This is a genomic window from Endozoicomonas sp. ALB115, assembly GCF_049310245.1.
Taxonomy (GTDB): Bacteria; Pseudomonadota; Gammaproteobacteria; order Pseudomonadales; family Endozoicomonadaceae; genus Endozoicomonas.
Window position 1 is genome coordinate 47,799 of the sequence record NZ_JBLYZG010000017.1, and the last position, 19,772, is coordinate 67,570.

Annotated in this window: 16 protein-coding genes; 9 read left to right on the forward strand and 7 right to left on the reverse strand. The window is 48.1% G+C overall.

All coding sequences use genetic code 11. The features are described from left to right. Positions 1-38: 38 nt before the first annotated feature. A complete protein-coding gene (locus ACO6VE_RS10370; protein ID WP_422461175.1) occupies positions 39-980 on the forward strand; it encodes a hypothetical protein in 942 nt (313 codons plus the stop codon). Positions 981-1,208: 228 nt separating this feature from the next. Here ACO6VE_RS10370 and ovoA read toward each other — a convergent pair whose 3' ends face one another. Continuing rightward, positions 1,209-3,383 carry a 5-histidylcysteine sulfoxide synthase gene (gene ovoA / locus ACO6VE_RS10375; protein ID WP_422461177.1) on the reverse strand — a complete coding sequence of 725 codons (2,175 nt, stop codon included), beginning with the start codon at positions 3,381-3,383 and terminating at the stop codon, positions 1,209-1,211. Positions 3,384-4,148: 765 nt separating this feature from the next. On the opposite strand from ovoA, the gene ACO6VE_RS10380 reads away from it, so the two are divergent. Further along, positions 4,149-4,475 (forward strand): phage portal protein family protein, encoded by a 327-nt coding sequence (locus tag ACO6VE_RS10380; protein WP_422450890.1) that lies wholly within the window; start codon positions 4,149-4,151, stop codon positions 4,473-4,475. 78 nt (positions 4,476-4,553) lie between these two features. Next, positions 4,554-5,186, forward strand: coding sequence for a hypothetical protein (locus ACO6VE_RS10385; protein WP_422450891.1), 633 nt, complete (start codon positions 4,554-4,556; stop codon positions 5,184-5,186). 337 nt (positions 5,187-5,523) lie between these two features. Here ACO6VE_RS10385 and ACO6VE_RS10390 read toward each other — a convergent pair whose 3' ends face one another. Then, positions 5,524-6,177 carry a hypothetical protein gene (locus tag ACO6VE_RS10390; protein ID WP_422461179.1) on the reverse strand — a complete coding sequence of 218 codons (654 nt, stop codon included), beginning with the start codon at positions 6,175-6,177 and terminating at the stop codon, positions 5,524-5,526. A 251-nt stretch (positions 6,178-6,428) separates the two neighbouring features. Here ACO6VE_RS10390 and ACO6VE_RS10395 point away from each other — a divergent pair, with 251 nt between their 5' ends. The 4 genes from ACO6VE_RS10395 to ACO6VE_RS10410 all read left to right on the forward strand — a co-directional run bounded on the left by ACO6VE_RS10395 (position 6,429) and on the right by ACO6VE_RS10410 (position 8,096). Beyond that, positions 6,429-6,551, forward strand: coding sequence for a phytochelatin synthase family protein (locus tag ACO6VE_RS10395; protein ID WP_422451121.1), 123 nt, complete (start codon positions 6,429-6,431; stop codon positions 6,549-6,551). Positions 6,552-6,859: 308 nt separating this feature from the next. Beyond that, positions 6,860-7,021 carry a hypothetical protein gene (locus tag ACO6VE_RS10400; RefSeq protein ID WP_422450892.1) on the forward strand — a complete coding sequence of 54 codons (162 nt, stop codon included), beginning with the start codon at positions 6,860-6,862 and terminating at the stop codon, positions 7,019-7,021. Continuing rightward, on the forward strand, positions 7,012-7,641 hold the full coding sequence (locus tag ACO6VE_RS10405; RefSeq protein WP_422450894.1) for a glutathione S-transferase N-terminal domain-containing protein: 630 nt from the start codon (positions 7,012-7,014) through the stop codon (positions 7,639-7,641). The genes ACO6VE_RS10400 and ACO6VE_RS10405 overlap by 10 nt, the downstream gene beginning before the upstream one ends. Positions 7,642-7,679: 38 nt before the next feature. After that, positions 7,680-8,096, forward strand: a complete 417-nt coding sequence (locus ACO6VE_RS10410; protein ID WP_422450896.1) for a ClpXP protease specificity-enhancing factor — start codon at positions 7,680-7,682, stop codon at positions 8,094-8,096. A gap of 38 nt (positions 8,097-8,134) precedes the next feature. Here the strand turns inward: ACO6VE_RS10410 and ACO6VE_RS10415 are convergent, their stop codons facing one another. Continuing rightward, positions 8,135-13,579 carry a hypothetical protein gene (locus tag ACO6VE_RS10415; RefSeq protein WP_422461181.1) on the reverse strand — a complete coding sequence of 1,815 codons (5,445 nt, stop codon included), beginning with the start codon at positions 13,577-13,579 and terminating at the stop codon, positions 8,135-8,137. Positions 13,580-13,747: 168 nt separating this feature from the next. On the opposite strand from ACO6VE_RS10415, the gene ACO6VE_RS10420 reads away from it, so the two are divergent. Together ACO6VE_RS10420 and ACO6VE_RS10425 are read left to right on the forward strand one after the other, a co-directional pair. After that, on the forward strand, positions 13,748-14,350 hold the full coding sequence (locus ACO6VE_RS10420; protein ID WP_422450900.1) for an NADPH-dependent FMN reductase: 603 nt from the start codon (positions 13,748-13,750) through the stop codon (positions 14,348-14,350). Between the two features lie 345 nt (positions 14,351-14,695). Further along, the gene (locus ACO6VE_RS10425) at positions 14,696-15,979 is read left to right on the forward strand and encodes an ankyrin repeat domain-containing protein (protein ID WP_422461183.1); all 1,284 of its coding nucleotides are present in this window, start codon (positions 14,696-14,698) and stop codon (positions 15,977-15,979) included. Between the two features lie 80 nt (positions 15,980-16,059). Here ACO6VE_RS10425 and ACO6VE_RS10430 read toward each other — a convergent pair whose 3' ends face one another. From ACO6VE_RS10430 to ACO6VE_RS10445, 4 genes are all read right to left on the reverse strand, one after another. Continuing rightward, on the reverse strand, positions 16,060-16,644 hold the full coding sequence (locus ACO6VE_RS10430) for a BON domain-containing protein (protein ID WP_422461185.1): 585 nt from the start codon (positions 16,642-16,644) through the stop codon (positions 16,060-16,062). A gap of 40 nt (positions 16,645-16,684) precedes the next feature. Continuing rightward, positions 16,685-17,269: a phosphoheptose isomerase gene (locus tag ACO6VE_RS10435; protein ID WP_422461187.1), complete on the reverse strand. Its 585-nt coding sequence runs from the start codon at positions 17,267-17,269 to the stop codon at positions 16,685-16,687. A 98-nt stretch (positions 17,270-17,367) separates the two neighbouring features. Beyond that, positions 17,368-17,742 carry a YraN family protein gene (locus ACO6VE_RS10440; protein WP_209201170.1) on the reverse strand — a complete coding sequence of 125 codons (375 nt, stop codon included), beginning with the start codon at positions 17,740-17,742 and terminating at the stop codon, positions 17,368-17,370. Then, on the reverse strand, positions 17,720-19,699 hold the full coding sequence (locus ACO6VE_RS10445; protein ID WP_422461189.1) for a penicillin-binding protein activator: 1,980 nt from the start codon (positions 19,697-19,699) through the stop codon (positions 17,720-17,722). The genes ACO6VE_RS10440 and ACO6VE_RS10445 overlap by 23 nt, the downstream gene beginning before the upstream one ends. Positions 19,700-19,772 lie beyond the last annotated feature (73 nt).

Genomic DNA, 19,772 nt, shown 5'->3' on the forward strand with positions numbered 1-19,772 from the left:
GCTCAAAACAACCTGGAATAAAAGACAAAGGTTGACTTATGCATCAAGCCGCTGATGTTTCGCTCCAGCTAAAATCATTTATTCTTAATCCTCAAATAGATGATTCAGATATTCCATTTGCTTTTTTCGGTTTCAGGAAGGTGCATGTGCAGGAAGTACGTAACCAACCGGATACCTGTTATTTGCCAGCACTTCCTGACAAAGCACTGGAACTCATTGCCCGGCAGTTGAGTTTTTCTGATTTCGTCAATTTCAGTGCGACGCATACACGCCATGTGTCGTGCCTCCGGTCAGATTCCCTGATTAAAGAAATTTTTGACCGCGATACATCCATGACATTGCTGCTTGTGGAAAGGGCGAACAACAAAGCGAAATGTTACCTGGGCTGCCAGCGGTGGAATGACCAGTGGCTCACACCGGATGCCGTGATCGAGGCTTTCCCGGATTGTCCACAAAGCAAGATGGGGGTACTGCACTTCAAGGCAAAATGTTGCCTGAGAGGCACGCTGTTGAATGGTCAGCCGGTCACCCCGGAAGCAGTGGTTGAGGCTTTTCCGGACACTCCGGAAGGCCATCTGGCGCTGGCCCTCTTCAAAGTGGACTGTCACAAGATGGAGCTGTCGCTGTATGGCCAGCCGGTCACCCGGGAAATGGTGGTTGAGGCTTTCCCGGATACTCCGGAAGGCCAGCTGGAGCTGGTGCACTACAAAGCAAAATGCTGCCTGAGAGAGGAGTCGCTTTATGGCCAGCCGGTCACCCCGGAAGAAGTGGTTGAGGCTTTCCCGAATACTCCGAAAGGCAAGGTGAGGAGAGCGGGCTTCATAGAGGGATGTTGCCTGAGGGGCCTGCCGTTGTATGGCGAGCCGGTGACACCGGATGCGGTGGTCAAGGCTTACACGGATTGTCCGGATGGCAAGATTATGATAGCGCGCTTCAAAGGGGAATGTTACCTGCATGGCCTGACGTTGAAGGCGGTTTGAGCAAGTTTGTAGTAGCGGTAGTGAGCAAACTTATACCAATTCCGCCTTCTAAATATGAGATCGAGCAAGTCATTTTGGACAGCTGGGCAAGGCGGAATGACGAGTAATAGCAGGGCTATTGCGAGGAATTCCAACGAAGACCAGCTGTTCAAAATGGCTGCGCAGTTCATATTTAGAAGGTGGAATTGGTATTACACAACCGGCCTTCAAGTGAAGCGCGGGGCCGGATTACAGTGTTTTATGCCGCCACACTGTGCACTGGGCAACCGAATGCTGATATTTCCGGGCTGTTTCCCTGATCACAAACGGGAGATCGACGGGGGGGCGTACCTCTTCAAAATGTTTGCTCAACGCTCTTTGCAGTCCGGTATAGGTGTCCAGGGCTTCACCATTTTCACGGATGCCTCCAAGCCAGTTCTGCCGGGGCGTATACTCTTCCAGCCAGGTATAGGGCGAAGTGATCACGAGGATGCCGCCGGGGCGTATGCGCTCATGAATCATGTCCATAAATTGCGCGGGGTTATTCAGGCGATCAATCAGGTTACCAGCAAAAACAAGATCATAGTCGTTAAACATGGGTTTCAGGTTGCAGGCATCCCCCTGGGTAAAGCGGATACGGCTGGTATCGATATCATCCAGCCCCATCTCCGTGGTATCGGCAATAAAGTAATCACCCAGTTCGCCTTCTGTGGTCAGGTGGTAGCGTATTTTCCCCCGCTCCTGCAACTCGGCCGCCGCAGAAATGAATCGGGCAGAGAAGTCGATGCCGTCCACATGTTGAAACCAGCGGGCCAGTTCAAAGCTGGTGCGTCCCACTGAACAGCCCAGGTCCAGTGCCCGTGTTCGGGGTGTCTCGCCACTGACTTCATGGCAGAGGCGGGCACAGGCTTTGGGGTAGTTGGGTACATCAAAGTAAGACTCCCCAAAATGGAACGACAGATATTGGGCAACCAGGGCATCGCTCTCATAAGGGTTGCTGGAGGTATTGGTCATGGCACTGGACTCTACGTAACGGAAACCGGCATGCTGGAAGAAGTGGCGGCGAAAGGCGTAGCGGGATTCTTTAATAGCGTAGTTGCCGGTTGATATCCAGCAACCTCCTTTAATCAGGTTGTGTCGTCCATCAAAGGTCGGGGTTGAGAAATCATCGTAGCAGGGGTGGACACGGAAGCCTTCATAACCGTCAATGGGGGTGGTGGTCCATTGCCAGACATTCCCGATAATGTCATATAGTTCTCCGGTTCTGAAGTGGTCAACCGGGCAAGATGAAGACCAGTATTCGAGATTGATATTTCCGGGGGCTTTATCCCACCAGGGCTGGTCAGTACTGATGGTCTCCCTTAGGTGGTACCATTCGGCTTCACTGGGCAGCTGAATCTGTTTGCCGGTCACTTCTGACTTCCAGCGACAAAAGGCCTGGGCTTCATGACAGTTGACGTCTACCGGCCAGTTCCAGGGCATATCGATCTCTGCCAGCATGGTGCGGTAGCGATAACTGTCCCCATCGGGGATCCAGAATTCGGGGTGGCGCACTTTACCATCCGTGTTGCTGAACGTGTTCCAGGCCCAGCCTTCATCCGTCCACCAGCGTTCATTGTCATAACCACCGGCATCAATAAAGGCTTTAAACTCCTGATTGCTCACCAGGTATTCGCTGGCTTTGAAGGGGGCCACCTCAACCTCGCAGCGGCCATATTCATTGTCCCAGCCGTAGAGCGAAGCATCGTAATCTTTACCCAGGCGAAGTGATCCTCCGGGCATCTCAATCAGGCGGTTTTCCGGTGCAGGCCCTGTGTTTGCACAGTGTTGCCAGTAACTGTGTGGCTTGACGCAGGCGATTGGCAGCTGACGAATCAGTACTGATGAGGTTTCCAGGTGAATGCGTTCATGTTCAATGCCCATCAGAATGATCCAGGCCTGACTCTCCCAGTTGATGGGTATCTCCAGTGGCATGTTCCGGATGAAACCGGAAACCAGTGCCCTGACTTTACTGCGGTAGTCGCGGACCTGTTGCACGGTTGGCCATTGGTAATTGTTGTCGTCCAGGTCATCCCAGGACATTTCATCCACACCAATGGCAACGGTGGACTCAATATAAGGGTCAACTCGTTCCGAGATCAGTTTTGCGGTGATCAGTTTGTTCACAAAAAAAGCGGCAGTGTGCCCGTAATAGAAAATCAACGGGTGACGAAGGGGTATTGCCTTTTTGTACCAGGCTTCCTGGCAGGCCAGGGTTGCAAACAGCAGCTCATATTGGTCAAACGTCTGGTGGAAATAATTTAATAACTCCTGTCGTTTGTTCTCAGGGCTGCCGTCATTTAGAACTATAGTTCGTGTTATTTTTTGGGGATGATCGTCCGGGGTGACACTGTGGTCTATTTGACTCGCAGTATTCTCAGCCACGTTTCCTCTCCTGAATGTTGGTGTGTGGGGCGTTGAGCAATCAGTTAGCCGTCAGCAGAACCAGCACTAAACAGTATGGTGTGCTTCATTAAAGAGAAACAGCATATCCATGACTTATTGCTGTTAAACGATAGTGTACGGAGCAAATGAAATAGGTGATCATACTTCCTGATTTGTCTTGCTACTCCCTTCAGGCTCCCGGTACATGGTTTCAATGAGTTTGACGTGCACAATCTTCGTTCACGCTGAGCGGAGTCGAAGGGTGCTTGGCACGATCTATCAGAGTCCGAAGTTTTCGCCCTTCTTGCCGGTGTGGATAGTTTGCCTATACAAGATGCTGTCATTGCACAAGATGCCTGATGATAAATTGTGGGAGTATTGCTGCCTAGGAGCCTGTCCGAGAATAGCGCCCGTAGCGAGGATGGCAGAAAATTGAGGATAAAAAGTCGGAAATTTTTAGTGAATAGTGGTTCTATTTGCTAAAAATTTCCGACTTTTTAGACTAATTTGCTGCCACCGCAGTAGGGTAGTCTATTCTCGGACAGGCTCCTAGCAATCATCCAGATTTTATGTGGACAATGTTGTGGATAAGCCGTTAGGTGATCAGGGAGAGCATCAGGTCAGACAGCTTTACTGATATCGACTGTTTTTTGACCACTCTCGCAGCAGCTAACCCAGTCAGAAAAGGTGCTCTATATTCTTGCACAACAACTTTCCGAGGCTGCGTAACAAGTTGCCCGAAAATTTTTCCAATATCAAACAATTTTGGACAAGCTTTTTCTCTACCTCACTCCCGGGCAGGCTCAAGACCCCATTGAGCGAGAGAAAGCACTGCAGGCACTGGATCCCATACAAAGCGACAGCGGTGTAGTGATTCCCGATAACGTCATTATTGAGTTGATCGAAGCGGCCAGATCGGGCACCGCTGACTATGATGCCCTTCGCCAGCGAATGGACAAGGCCATCAGCAAAGTGATCCTGAGCCAGACCATGACCACGGATGATGGCAGCAGCCGCAGTCAGGCAGAAGTACATCAGGAGGTTCAGGAAGCAGTTATCAATTGGTTAGTTATTCTATTCGAAAGCATATGATTTAGTGCTTATGTATGAGGAACTATTCCTAGCATACCCTGTCCTATAAATCGAATATTTAATTTAAAGCGGTAAATTATGAATGTATCTAATTTAAGTAACGCTTCAAGCTTACCGCCTGCCTATGAAGCTGTTATGGCAGAGACATTAGGTCCAGAGGTTAGCCGATTTATTGAATCCAAAGGTGGATATGCCACGGAATTACAGAGCAAAAATTTGCTCGATTATTTGATCAAGGCACATAATGCTCGGCACAGTCAAAACTACTGCTTATCTCGCGGATCAGTGACTCAAGAGACTTCTTCTGGCAGTGTATCAGTTGCAGAGAAGACGCGACAGAAAATACAACAGAAATATCCAGATATGGATAGCAAAATTGCTGAAATTTCAAGTTGTATATCCCATGGTAGGGACGTGTTGAAAGAGGTTACACGAAGAAACTTGATCTTTTTGCGTAATCTTGTTGAAACATATGTTCAGCAGGAGTTAATTAACGTAAACAACAAATGTGACCGTTTTAAGGATCTTGATCCGTACGCTTCTAACGCATGTCTGAATGTTGATGATTATCGAGCAGCGGATAACCCAAAGAATGCAAAAGAACTATTAATGGATGATTTAGATATTCCTTCTTTTCGTTGCGGGGATAATCAGGCTAAAGCGAGAATAGAAGCCTTATTCAAAGCAGCTCTTGGTATCGAACTATCATAATTGGCCGCTTTTATCCTCCTTATCATTCACGAAGCTTGTTTTAAATGGCTGTGACCTGACTTAATCGCCGGGTCAACAATTTCAGTTATTCGAGTGCTGAAGCCGTTTTAATATTTACTTTTTGTCATAGTAAGCTGGGGCCAAGTCTTTCATTGTGCGGATATCTTTACTTATCACTAAAACGTCAATTGTTGTCCATAATGAAGGACCTGACCCTGATTTTTGACACTGGTTTTTTTTGATCTGTTCAAATTAACCAAGATAATCATAGATTACTCGACACTGTTATTAGCCCCTCACTTTTCATCAGCCAACCTGCGAAAGCCCCCATTATTAATTACCAAAAGCCGAAGCCCGGTAAACCCAGAGAGGTTGAGCCGCCAGAAGTCAGCCTGTAGGCACCGGACGCTACTTCCGAGGTTGATCTACCACTAACGATTTCAGAGATAGCATAAGTAGTGGGGTGAATGGAGCAAACATTACCGATGCTTGGCGATGGAGGAGAAGAGTACAGTCCTGGCTGTGACTGAACTGGTGCTGTGCGGATGGAACCAGTTCCCGAGTAAGGCGGAGGTGGTTCTGACAGGAACCGAACAGACTCTGTAGGGTTGCAACCAATTCCCGGGTAATGCGGAGGTTCAGCCGATAGTGGTTCCTGTTTATGTTGCTGCCCAACTGCAAGAGGGGCCAGTTCGGTGGAGGTGGTGATTTCTCGATCACGAAGCTTAATGTAATCGCAGTCATCGGAGCAGCAATTTACACAAAGACACACGGAGAAAGAAAAGCAAACGCCAACAGACAGGCCGCCGAAGACACCAATGACAGTGCTGGCAATTGTGCCTGCAGTATTATAGCCTACAACACCACCAATAGCAGCACCTCCACCGGCAGCCAACGGTGTAGTGATGCCACACGCAAAGCGATCTTGTTTAATTCGCTCACAATTAAGGGTGTAGTCACATAACCGGTGAGCCTCAGGTTCTGTTGTCACCGTAAAAGACCTAGCATGAGAGACATTCATATACCTTATTATCCTCAGATTATTTGTTACTTACGATCCATAATTTTTATTAGCAATAATTTTGGCTGCGGGCAGACAAAATATCTGACTTAATTATTCCCAAAAAGTTTCTTATGAATTACCACACTAAAAGATAATTTCCTGTGGCGAAAGATCAGGTTGTTTTTCTCGGAATTCTGAACAGAAGTTAATTGAAGCTTTGAAAAAAAACTGACCAATACATCATTATCAATTATGCCCGTGAGGTTTTCGGTCAGGAGCCCGGTGGCCATATCTCTCCTGCAGGTGCTTATCACAAACCATCGGATTCTTTTCTGGTCATTGATGTAGCCCCGGCAAAGTAAGTAGCTAACCATATGAAATCATATATTTCTGACTCCTTGTTCAGGCACTCTGCTTCGTTACAACTCCGGTCACATAGCTACGGCTATGCTCCCTCCGTTGTGCCTCGCATAGCACCTGCCCAAGTAGCCAGAAATATATGATTCCATATGGCCAGCTACTTATAATTGGGTATGGGTTTCCAGTGATCTATTATTTCAGGCAATGGCAGCCAGGGATGGCAATGTCCATCGCGGTTATGTGCTTGTCAGTGACACTCTGCCAAAATAACAACAGGAATAAAGTAAGTATTTGCGTTGCTGGGACTATTATGGCAGGTACAAAGTTTGCTATGATAGTGCGTTATTTCGCGGGCGGCTGTTTTACCCGTTATGCGGTAGCCTGTGGTCATTCTCCGGCTATTGTCATGGCCGGGATTGTTGCCGAACTCTCTCATCCTTTGCATGAAGGCGGGGGTACTTCATGGCTGTAGTTGCCAAAAAGTCATCCATGATTTTTTTCTCGGATCCAGCTGACCATTACTGTCACCGGGTTCGTATTGTGCTGGCAGAAAAGGGCGTTGCGGTTGACGTTCAGAATGTAAATCCGGAAAACCTTCCTCGGGAGCTTTCCGATCTGAACCCCTACAACAACGTTCCTACGCTGGTTGACCGGGAACTGGTTCTTTATGAACCAAACGTCATGATGGAATATCTGGACGAACGTTTCCCACATCCACCGCTGCTGCCGGTTTATCCAGTCAGCCGCGCCCAGAGCCGACTGATCATGCACCGCATTCAGAAAGACTGGTGTGTCCTGGTGGATACTATTCTGGATCCCAAAACCAAGGAGACACCTGCGGCCCGTGCTCGTAAAGAGTTGCGGGAGAGTCTGTTGGCGGTTGAGCCTGTTTTTGCTGAAATGCCGTTCTTCATGAGCGAAGAGTTTACCCTGGTGGACTGCTGTGTGGCACCGATTCTCTGGCGTCTGCCGTTGCTGGGTGTTGAGCTGCCGAAACAGGGTAAGTCTATTCTGGACTATGCTGAGCGTTTATTTGAGCGTGAGTCGTTCCAGGAAAGCCTTTCTGAAATCGAAAAGGAAATGCGTGAGTAACCTGGCTGGCGGCGTGAAGTGTTTGTCCGGAGGCTGTTATGACAATGACCAGTAGCCGTTCGTATATTGCCAGAGCACTGTATGAATGGATTCTTGATAATGATTGCACACCCTATATTCTGGTGGATGCCTATCGCCGTGGCGTTGAGGTGCCCCAGGAGTTCGTCAAGGATGGTCAGATCGTTCTGAACATCTCGCCAACCGCGGTACGGGCTCTGAATATTGGTAATGATTACATCATGTTTGACGGCCGTTTCGGTGGTCGCGCCCTGACGATTACCGTACCTGTTTCGGCATTGATGGCTATTTATGCCCAGGAGAATGGTCAGGGAATGGTCTTTGAGGCGGAACCCATTGAGGAAGAGGTGGAAGAGATTCAGGCAGAAGTGCCGGATGATGAGCCTCCTCAACCACCGAAAAAGCCGGGGCGTTCTCATTTAAAAGTGGTTAAGTAGCCCGTTTCTGATCCAAAGAGCCGCTATGCGGCTCTTTGTCATGATGCTCCGATTAGCCTTTGTACAAAATTTCTCTGTTGCGGCCTAAGCAGGCGACCTTTGAAATTTTCCATCGCCTGGGCAAGCGTTTCCATTTTGTTGCGGATTTCAGTGATGGAATTTTCGGGCAGGGTTTCTTCCGGGGCTGCATTAAGACTTTTCGCACCAGATGGCCTGTTTTTCGAGGCGTCATAGCCGGTGGCTGGCAAACCGGGCTGACCTGAAATTGATTTCCTGGCCATTACTTCCTTGATAAGCGCCAGCAGTTGCCTTCGGCAGTTAAGGAGCTCTATCAGATTTTCACTGGCTGTTTTTATATTGGATACAAAGCAGGTAATACGATCCTGTGCCTGGATAATCAGTTCAAGGTCACATTTGATCAGTGATAAATCCTGTGTTTCCTGATCACTGTCGAAGGTGAATAGTTGCAGTACATCGATGATCTCTTTTTGTAGCGTAAACGCATCTTGCAGTATTTGTTGATGTGTTGAGAATAATGTTGCCAGTTCAAAGACTTTATCACTGAGATTCCGTATCGGCTGTTTTTGTACAGTGATTTTTGTATTTTTATCGATTTTTGACCGCTCTTTTTGTCTGGCCAGATCGGCTTCCACTTTTTTCAGATAGTCAGTGGAGCACACTAAAATACCCCGGCTTCTCTGCATACCCTGAAGTACGACATCAAAAAATTGCTTAATCAGTATCTCGGATCGTAACGACTTTATCTGAACAATCAATAGTGAGTCGTCCGGCGGGTTATTAAGCATCTCCAATACAAGGGTATTGGCCTGTGATAGCTGACCACTCCCAAAATGTCGCCATGCCATGTTCAGTGAATCCTGTGAGCCAATTTCGATGTCCAGAGAAGCGATGTCTTCATCAACGTGATCACTACTGGCACTGCAGGGTGGTTGATGATTTTCCCCTGAGGTGGATTCTTCGCTGTCAGATTCATCGGGTTCCACAGTGTTTTGGTTCTTTTGTCCTGAGGCTATTGTTGACAGTTTGCGATTGATAATGGATTCTAATTTTTTCTGTTCCCTGGCATTATTTTCCTGCTCTTCTTTGATTAAAATATTCCAATACTTTTCTGCTTTGGCATTTTTAATCTCCAGCTCCTGACTGGTCATTTTTTTGAGTCTTTCTAATTGGGGTGACCAGATGGACTGGTAAAAATTGATTTGCTCGGTTGAATTAAATTTTTTCAATATTTTTTCAACATTTTGGTAGAGAATCAGTTGATCCTCTTGATCATAACTATCGTCTTGTTTTGCAGTTAAGTACTGAATTTTCAGCAATATTGTATCAATAAGAGGGTTAAACTGTGTGATGAATTCATAGTCTCTCAAGTCCAGTGTAATGATCAGCTCCAGTGTCTCCAGCAGATTGCTTTCATCGTGGCAATGGGCTATCCACTGTTTGATCAGAGCTTGTATGGGGGCGACATTTCTATCGCTTATAAAGTTTGCAACAAGGCGCTTACAGGAAACCAATATCAATACCATGTTTTTTAAGAATTGTTCTGATATATCGGCGTGCTGTAATGGGTCCAGCAATTCGATGAAGTTGGCTACCAGTTTTTCCAGCTTATGATGTTCTTTGACGGTAATGTATTCTGTTGACTCTTTGGTAAGCAGGGTATTGTGAAATTCTACTAATTTCTGCGTCACCTCCTGTTCAAACAGTAGCTCTTCTTTAATATGAGCCAGTGCAGCAAAACCGAACAGCGTGTTGTAGGTTAACATGGCTTCTTGCATTTTGGTTTTTTCCAGAAAATTGTTTTTTGCCCTGTTTTTGGAGGCGTTTTCGAGTTCGCGGGTAATGATGGGGATATCCCGGGTGGCCAGTTCAATGCTCTGGTCAAGTAACAGAATGGCCCGGACATAAATATTGGTAGCGTTTCTTGCTTTTCTGGGATTGGCATCCTGATATAACTTAATAAAGTCAGCTGACAAAGTGTCAACACGTTGTTTCAGGGTTCGAACAATCTCTACCGCTTTTCTGGTTTGTTTTTTTGCTTCCAGTTTCTCGCTGATTTTGTACTTTGCCTGCAATACCGGGTCTGCACACTGGGTTTTATTACCACTGGCGCTGGCCAGTCTGTATTCCTTACTGTTTCTGGCGACGAGAGAGGTTGTGTCTGTCGTATCGGGTTTTTGCCTGGCATTGTGGGTCGGGAGTTCCTGAATGGGCCTGCCATGATCAAACAGGCATTTTGTCTGGTGATCCATTAACGACTTAAACGTCTCAAAAGACTCAGGCAGTGTCTGCCCCATCAGTGTGGCTGTTTTGCTGTAGGCGTAGGTAAACCAGCTGTGAGTCCATAGTGATTCGGTAGCTCGTTGAGCCTTGATGGCATAGAGCAATGTTTTCAGGCTGGCAGTCTCAAGGCGGTATCGGATAAGATCAAAATGAGGCATCCAGCTATGGAGAAAAGGCGCTTCTGTCTGCAGGTTGCACTGCGGATCAATACGGGAAATCAGGCGAATGGTCATATAAATAGCCGATAGTCCCGCCGCCTCTTCATAATGACTGATATCAGCCCCGTTATCAGTGGCCATTATGTAGGCAATGGCTGATTTTAAAAAGAACGTCAGGGACCGTGGAGTGTCACCTCGGTGGAGGGATATATGGCCCTTGAATGCACAGTTCAGCATTGCCGAGCGTATTGTGGTGATGTCGGTTTTAGCTGATTCAGGGGAATCACTGATTAACTGTGTCGGGGTTAATAAGCTATTGATCTCTTCATTTACCGGAAAATGAAGATCAATCTCTTGCCAGTCAGCGGCAGAAAAATTCTTTTTTTCTATATAATGCCCAGCATTGTGAATATGTTGGGGAATAATGGTCCTGTAATCAGGGTAGATCTCGTCGAACTCGGCAGGAAGAGTGAAGCGCAGCTTATGATATGTCTGGTTGCAGAAAGTCGGGTAGAGTGGCTGCATGGCAAGATTGAATGCTTCAGGAGATCCGGTCCGGGCCGCCAGAATCGCCAGTACAACGGGGGCTTGTATGTGCCATGCACGGTTGACGGTATGCAGGTCCCTGAGTATTTCAGTCATGAATATCGGGTTGTTCGCGTCACAGTGATGAATGATCTTATGCAGTGCCAGAAACAGTATGGATTCTATGTGATTTAACCGCTTTCCTGTTTCCAGTGCTAACAGTGTCGTATCCGAAAAGGCTCTCATGTCAACCGTTATCGGATTCGTCTGGTCGGGTTCCTGAATAACCTTTAACACCTCATCAAATAAACTGTCGCCCAGGTTATCCAGTTTTTTCTTACTCAGGCTATTACTGGTTTTCGGGTTGGATATTATGGTTAACACGATCTGAATTTTTTTCTTGATGCGTTCCTCCCGGTCTGACTCTGTGGTCTCTGCCGGATTCGCTGGTTCGGCTGCTGTTTCTTTTGATGGCGTTTCTATTTCTGCAACACTGTTTACTGGTCTTTCCGGGGGTAGGCTTTCGGTTTGCTGTTCGACAACATCTAAGCTTGGGTGTATAGAGCCCAATGTCTCTTCAGTGATAGCTTGCTGATGAGCCGGTGGTTGACTGGCGTGATGTGGTGGCTGTTTACACTCAGTTTCTTTAACCCGGAAAGGCATAATAAGATAATGTTCAGCCAGAATATAGGGTCTGAAAACGTTAATCAGCCCTGGCGATGGTGAGGCTGAATAATAATGGTCTCCTCCGGAGTGAGCAATAAATAATAAACTGGTTATTCGTGCATCATTCGCGTCGTTATTAAACAGTGCTGGCTGTTTAGCCCTTAGTGTTTTAATCAGATTTGGCGTTAATTGATTGGCTTCATGAATACTGTGCTTATGTTTCTCAATATTTTGTTTTTTGGGATTGACTTTCAGCAAGATAATGGTTGTCCCGGTGACAATAGCCATTATGTGCAATAGAGAGCTCCATCCGTAGTGGGCGGTATCATTGGGATTAGCTGCCGGATCGGCAATGAGTCGGCTCTTCAGCAGGTCATGGATGGATTTGCCCGGCTCCGGAAGGATCAGAGTATTCAGTTCCTCGTACTCAGGGGCGCTCAATCCGGCGTTGAGTGCACAGCCTATCCAGCAGTGGATTATATGCCTTACCATGTCAGGACGGATAACAACCTGCTCATGCGCAGTATTGTGGAGCGAGGTGCCCAGCAGAACATTATAGGTTTTCAGGAAGTTGGTTGCTGCTGCTCTGTTTTTATTCAGTCCACTGGCCAGGGACGCGTAAAAACAATTGCCATCTTTTGCCGTATTTTCCAGATCAAAATCATTTCTCAGTAAAATCATCAGTTCATTGAATGAGTAGGCCGTTTCATGCCTGCATTTATCGGACGAAAGAATATTGATCAACGCCCTTTTTTCCTGGGATCTGGAATGTTTTAGCTGATAGGGTGAATCAAAAAAGCTGTGATATAGCTGATCAGTAGAGTAGATGTTCCTGATTAAAGTAATTGCTTCAACAAACCCACTATTCAGTGCCTTAAAGGGTTCTGACTTATGTAAACCCGGATTTTTTGGGTGATAGTAAAGGGTGAAAACGTGCTTCTCTATTTTTGAAAGAGTTATTGCGCTATTGAGTATGACTCTCAGTTTTTGATTGTCTTCTGTCGTTGTGATTAAGTTGTCATGAAGTTTTGTCAACGACAAAAGGTCGAGAGCCAGATAACCCATTGTCGACAAAACAGGAATAGTACCTTTGTACTCTGTGCTTATATGGGTGGGGATTTTGATGACATAATCATCCCGGGTGAGGTCCAGTTGTTTCATCCATGTGGTTTTAACCGAGCATTCAATTTTGATCCAGGGTTTTCCGGTATGAAACAGGGTTAACTGCCCTGATAAAGGTGATAGCTCAGCATTATACGGTTGGTTACCAACAAGACGGAGGTTCGGGCTACAGTCTTTCCAGGGGAAATCTTCGCTAAACACAATTTGTTGCAGTCTTCGATTGAGTTGAATAAGCAGATTGTTGGTGGTTTTTTCATCATTCAACAGTATATCAATATCATTCACATTTTCATTGATACAAGTGTGTAGCAGGTCAATACCACAGGAACCAAAAATAACCAGTTGCTCCGGATGATCACAGTGAAAGTACATGATTTCCGTCAGCACTTCAAAGAAGATAGTCCGCTTGGTTGCTGCCAGAGAGGGTTGTGTTATTTTTGCCGCACTGGCTAACGGCAGGTCTTTTTGCGCGATTTCCGGGGGAGGGCTCGATGCTGCTCCATGCTCAGAAGTTGCTTGAACGGGTGAAGCAGGGTTTATTTCTTCGATTTTATAGCCGGTTAGCGGTTTTTCCAGCGAAGTATTTAACGGTGGCGTCTGATGATTTAATTGTGTCTCAACAGTATCGGTGCGAGCAGTACCGCTGGTGTTGACCCCGGTTAATAACGTTGCTGTTGACGCTGCATTATTTGACCCATTTGATACCTGCATTGTGAGACCTTGCCAACTTTACTTATTTAAAATACCTGAAAGGTCTAATCATAGCAGTGCAGGAAGGGGTAGTGACGAACTGGCAAGATTGGTAAAAAATAAACCCGGATGTTGAAACTCTCTGTTAAAGTTCTCAGTGCAATTGTCCAAAGCAGAATAGGAAGAAAAATGAAGCTTGCAATTATCAGTGGCAGTCATCGATTGGAATCCCAGAGTGAGCGGATCAGTCAGGTTTTGGCGAACCGTGTGCTTGAGCTTTCTCTGTTTGACTCGGTTGAGATTTTATCGCTGGCGGGCAACCCGCTTCCCCATTGGGATGAGTCTATCTGGCGTGGTGATGAGCAGTGGCAGGCCAGACTGGCACCCTGGAAACAAAAATTGCAAGAGGCGGATGCGCTGATTGTCGTGGCACCGGAGTGGAGCGGCATGGTACCGGCCGGGTTGAAGAACTTTTTTCTTCTCTTTGGTACCGCTGAGCTGGGCCATAAACCCGCATTGATTACTGCGGTTTCTGCCGGGCAGGGTGGGGCCTATCCTGTGGTGGAACTTCGTACCAGTAGTTACAAAAATTGCCGTATCTGTTATCTGCCTGATCATGTGATTGTCCGTCATGTCGGGCAGGTGTTCACTGGAGAGGATCCTGAAGGGGACAAACATTTGCAGGATCGGGTGGATTACTGCCTTAAACTGTTGAAGGCGTATTCAGCAGGGTTACAGCACGTCAGAGACAGTGGGGTTGTTGATCACAAGACATTCCGCAATGGCATGTAGCTGTGATACTCGGGAGACTGTTTTCGACAGCCTCCCGGTTCCCGCATTGCCTTATCATAGAATTCAATGGCTATCTCCCGCCTGTTTGAATTTCCTTTTTTTATAGAACTATTTAAGCCAACGTGTAGTCCACTATTTGGTCTGGGGTTGATCGGTGGTTGCTGTTTTTCATTTTTCTACAAAGGCATCTAAAGCTGATGATCAGCCTCCGGGTACACGGTTTCAATGAGTTTGACGGGTTGTTGTGCCCCCGCACTCCGTTCGTCCTGAGCCTGTCGAAGGGCGGGAACTCCGGACTCTCGCTAAGGCCGCTTTTCTACACCAGACCAGACAATGAGGTGATCTATGGAATCAATTAGCAGGTTTTTTGGATTGTCCTCCTATCAGCGATTTGATCAACCCGGTTCTGCCAATTCCAGAGCAAGCTATGCCAATCCCTACAATGAGCCCGAACCACTGGCGGCCTGCAGGGTCGGTGATCTCGGCCGTCTGGATAGGGAACTGCAAAAGCACAGATCTATTGTTTACCAGGATTACCGATCCAAAAAAACCGGGGATATCGTTTCCTTGCTGGTTATTGCAGTTGCTGGAAGTCATGTTGAGCTGGCTCGACTACTGATCGATCAAGGGGCTTATGTTGACTATGTCACTAAAGATGGGTTCACGCCGCTCAGGTATGCTGTGCAAGCAGGTCATGTTGAGCTGGCCCAGCTGCTGATCGGCAACGGGGCTTGTGTTAACCAGACTGGTAACAAAGGGTACACGCCGCTCTATGATGCTGCGACAAAAGGGTATGTTGAGCTGTCCCGTCTGCTGATCTACGAAGGGGCTGATGTTAACCTGAAAACTAAAAAGGGGTTCACACCACTCTCTAATGCTACGGAAAAAGGGCATGTTGAGCTGATCCGGCTGCTGATCGACAAAGGGGCTGATGTTAACGTGGCTACTTATAAGGGGACTACGCCGCTCTATTTTGCAGTTCAGGAAGATAATGATGAGGTGGCCCGGCTACTGATTAGCAAGGGGGCTAATGTTAACCTGAAAACTAAAAAGGGGTTCACACCACTCTCTCATGCTGCGGAAAAAGGGTATGTTGGGCTGATCCGGCTGCTGATCGACGAAGGGGCTGAAGTTAACGTGGCTACTTATAAGGAGACTACGCCGCTCTATTTTGCAGTTCAGGAGGATAATGATGAGGTGGCCCGGCTACTGATTAGCAAGGGGGCTAAGGTTAACCTGGCTACTGAAGACGGGTCCACGCCGCTCTCTTTTGCTGCGGAAAAAGGGTATGTTGGGCTGAGCCGGTTGCTGATCAACAAAGGGGCTGATGTTAACCTGGCTACTAAAAAGGGGGCCACGCCGCTCTTTTATGCAGCTCAGAATGGTAACAATGAGATTGTCAGACTCTTATTAGCTAATGGAGCAGACCCAGAGAAAAAATTGAAAATATTGAACTTGGGGCGTTATTCTTTCACCAAGGCACCTCGTAGTGCCGCCCTGGTCAATCGCGGAGACAAAGAAACTGTGGAAATGATAGAAAAAGCCATAAAAGAAAGAAAAATCCATTCATCCAGTGAATGCTCATCACTGCGTGCTGGTCAAAATGCTTCTTACGGTGCAATTCGATAAGCTGGCATCAGTTGTGTTGACCGGCTTCCAGCTCATCAAAAAAACATACCAATCGAAAGTTCGATTGGTATTTCTCTTGATTATTGAACGTACTCAAACACCTTTACAACGCGAGACACTCCGTAGGTATTGGCGGCAATCGATACGGCCTCCTGTGCCATTTTGGGAGTAATGAGTCCCATCAGATAAACCGTTCCCTGTTCTGTATTGATTTTGATTCTGTCAGCGACAACGGCTTCATTGGTCACCATTGCGGTTTTGATTTTGGTGGTTAACCAGCTGTCGTTACTTTGCACCAGGATATCGGCGTTCGGGCCAATTTCCAGCTCATTGTAGACTTGACGGACCTTTTCCACCCTCTGTGCTGTCTGACCAGCCAGCCTTTTCAGGTTTGCGTTGGGAACCTGGCCAATAAGCAAGACAGTACCGTTAAAGCTGATCACCTTGACTCTTGACCCTCTCAGGGCCGGATCTGCCTTGTTAATGTTCACGGCAGTGACGGTTTCAATGGTCTGGTCATCTACCCAGGACCCCCAGGTCCGTTTGCTGTTATCAATGTTGACAGGCTCTTCGTTAACGGAGTCAACCAGCGCGGCGCAACCACTTAACAAGGCCAGTAATCCGGTGAGCAGACAGGTGGAGAGCGCAATGCCGATAGGTTTCATGATTACCCTCATGCAAAGTGAAAAATTAAGGTTTGCCAGGTTATTCAGCGGAAAACAGGAACTCATCAATCAGATCGCACAGGCAATGAATAACCAGGGTATGCACTTCCTGTATGCGCTGTGGGCTGATGTCGGGCACCCTGATTTCCACCTCTTCCGGCTGGAGCAGACGCGCCATGTCGCCGCCGTCCTTGCCGGTCAGGGCGATCACCTGAATGTTCCTGTCATGGGCGGCCTGTATGGCCTGAACCATGTTGGGGCAGTTGCCGTGGGCTGAGATGGCTAGCAGTATGTCACCTTCATGACCCAGTGCCCGTATCTGTTTAGAGAACACTTCGTTGTAACTGGAATCGTTAGCGATGGAGCTCATGGTCAGGCTGTCTGCGCAAAGTGACAGGGCTGGCAGTGCAGGGCGTTCACGATCAAACCGGTTAAGCAGCTCAGAAACAAAGTGCTGGGCATCGCCGGCTGCGCCGCCATTGCCACAGGCCATGATTTTTCCCTCGTTCAGCAGAGATTGAACCATCATCTCTGCGGCGTCGGCAATGAGCGGAGGGAGCGTATCGGCCGAGCGGATTTTGGCGTCGATGCTGTCGGAAAAGTGTTGCGTTATACGTTCATGCATGCCTGAAACCTTGAAATGAAAACCATCCGGTTTTCTTTCTTCTGAAGTCGCTCTTCTGAACAGCGATCAGAAGATTTCTCTGCTTTTAAGATAACTTCTTAAAAAGCACTTTTAATCCATTTTAAGCTGTTTTGCCCTGTGCCGTCATGATTGTCAATGGATATTGCATCAAATCGACAGATCCTGTGGCTGTGCTGGCGGTATTTTTGCAAATAAACGGCGGCGGTCTTGCGAATTTTCTGTTGCTTGGTTCGGTCAATTGAGCTGGCGGCATTACCGAATTGGACATGGCTTCGGGAGCGAACTTCGACAAAAACCAGGGTGGCATGGTCCAGCATAATCAAATCCACTTCACCGGCTTTGCAGGCAAAATTTCTATGCAAAAGGGTCAGTCCCTGCTGCTGCAAAAACAACAGGGCGCTTTTTTCTGCCTCGGCACCCTTTCTGCTACTAAGGTTGAGCTTCCAGGGCATAGAGGGCGGAAGTAGTGGTGGTTGCTGGTTTGGTCACTCTGTTTTTCACAGAGGTGACACGTTCCGGGGTTTTGGGCTTCACGATAGGGAGTGGCGTGAGTCGGCCATTCCTGAATATTTGCCACGAGAGTTCACGACGGACTTTTCCACTCGGAGCAATACTCAATGATCCGGTCATTCCCTGCAGTTGGCTGCCTTGCAGGTTTGCCAGTTGCTGGAGTCTTGGGTAGAGCCTGTAGGCATCGGCACCCAGCGCGTAAAGTGTGCCCAGTTGGCCTTTGGATTGTTGCCACAGGGTATTGATCTGTTGTTCCAGTGGGTCTGGTGTTCCGGGAATTAACCACGGCATAACAGGAACCCGAATACCGTCCATATCCTGATCCTGACTGGTATTGGTGATGCCGGAAAATGCGCTGGAGGTTGCATAGACCGGAATATTGCGCGCGTATTGATAGGCCAGGGCAGGTTTGATCTGTCTTGCTTCCTGAGGGCTGGCACCAATAAAGACCATGTCCACGTCCTGGCGTCGACGAGCCTGAAATCCCAGGTCTTCACCCAGAACACGGTTCAGCTGTCTGGCTCTCGCTTCACTTTGGTCGGTGTGCAACAGGCTGCCGACCAGGGTACTGAACTGGGTTCGCGAGTCAAATTCACCGGAGCCGACAACTTCACCGCCGAGCTCTGCCCATCGGGCAGCAAAAGTGGCGTTGATTTTCTTGCCCCACTCGGTGTTCGGCGTAATGATAATGGCCGTCCTGTGTCCATCCAGTTTGCCTCGTTCAGCGGCCATAATGGCTTCATCTTCTGCCGAGAGCCCAAATTGGTAGAGACCCGCACGATACCCGGCCGGTGTTGCCGATGCGCCATCAACGGACAGCGGGTCGGCTGCGTCCTCAATATAGTTCAGCGCCAGAACCGGGATACGGTTGGTAACATCACTGTTTATCGCTTTTACCCGGCTTTTACTCAGAGGGCCAATAATCAGCTGTGCTCCCTCCTCAATGGCCCGGGTGGCCAGATCGTTGATATCGGTGTCCCGGGTATTATAAAACTGAAGTTCCGGGAGAGGTTCTCCTATACCCATGGCTTCATAGTGAGAGGCCAGCAGGCCGTCTCTAAGGGCTTCACCAACCTTGCTCAGCCTTCCGGACAGGGGCAGTAGAAGAGCGATTTTGTCAGGACGCCTGGTTGAGCTGCTCTTCAGGGTTTCAAAGTCCCCGGGCAGATACTTGTGCGCCGGATGGGATGACCAGTCCCGCTTCCACTGTTCAAGTCCGGCCAGTTGCTGATCCAGGCTGCGACCGGTTTGATAGATTAAGGCCAGGGCCAGCCAGCCTTTCAGTTTTTGTGACTTTTCCTGTTGATACAGGCTATCGAGCCGCTCTGCCGGGACATGCAGGAGCGTCTGCCAGAAACTGTCGTAATGAGGTTCACGTTCTGCTTCTGTCAGGTAGGGGCCAGCCAGCAGCCACTCATCCAGGGAAGCCTGATATTCACCAAATCTGGCATAGGCCAGTGCTTTCAGAGTATGCGCCCGGGCATTAATGGCGGTGCTGTTACTGACAATAACCGCCTCGCGATCAAGCCAATCAAACACCGCCCAGTCCTGACTGTTGATCTGGGCAATCTGAGCCTGCTGAACCGCCAGTTCTGCCTGGATTGGCTTTGGCAGTTGCTGGTACGGCATTTGATCCAGAATCTGCTGTGTGCGGGTCGGTTCCTTACTCATCAGCTCTCTGGTGATGGCAAGCGTCCGGGTAGCTCGCTCCGGGTAACTGAGTCGCGCTGCCTCGGCCAGCTGCTGATCGATGCTTTTGATCGATTTTGCGATTGGCACAAGTGGGCTTTTGGGCTGTGATGAGCAGGCAGTCATCAGTGCAGGAATCAGCGCAGCGATAGCAATGGCTGCCAGCTTTCGGGGCAGGCTGTTACTCAGAGCGGTTGTATAAGTCATCATTTGCAGTCGTGGGCCAGGGGGGCTTTATTAGTAGCTTCGATTGTACACAGGCCATGGAATCGACACTATAGGT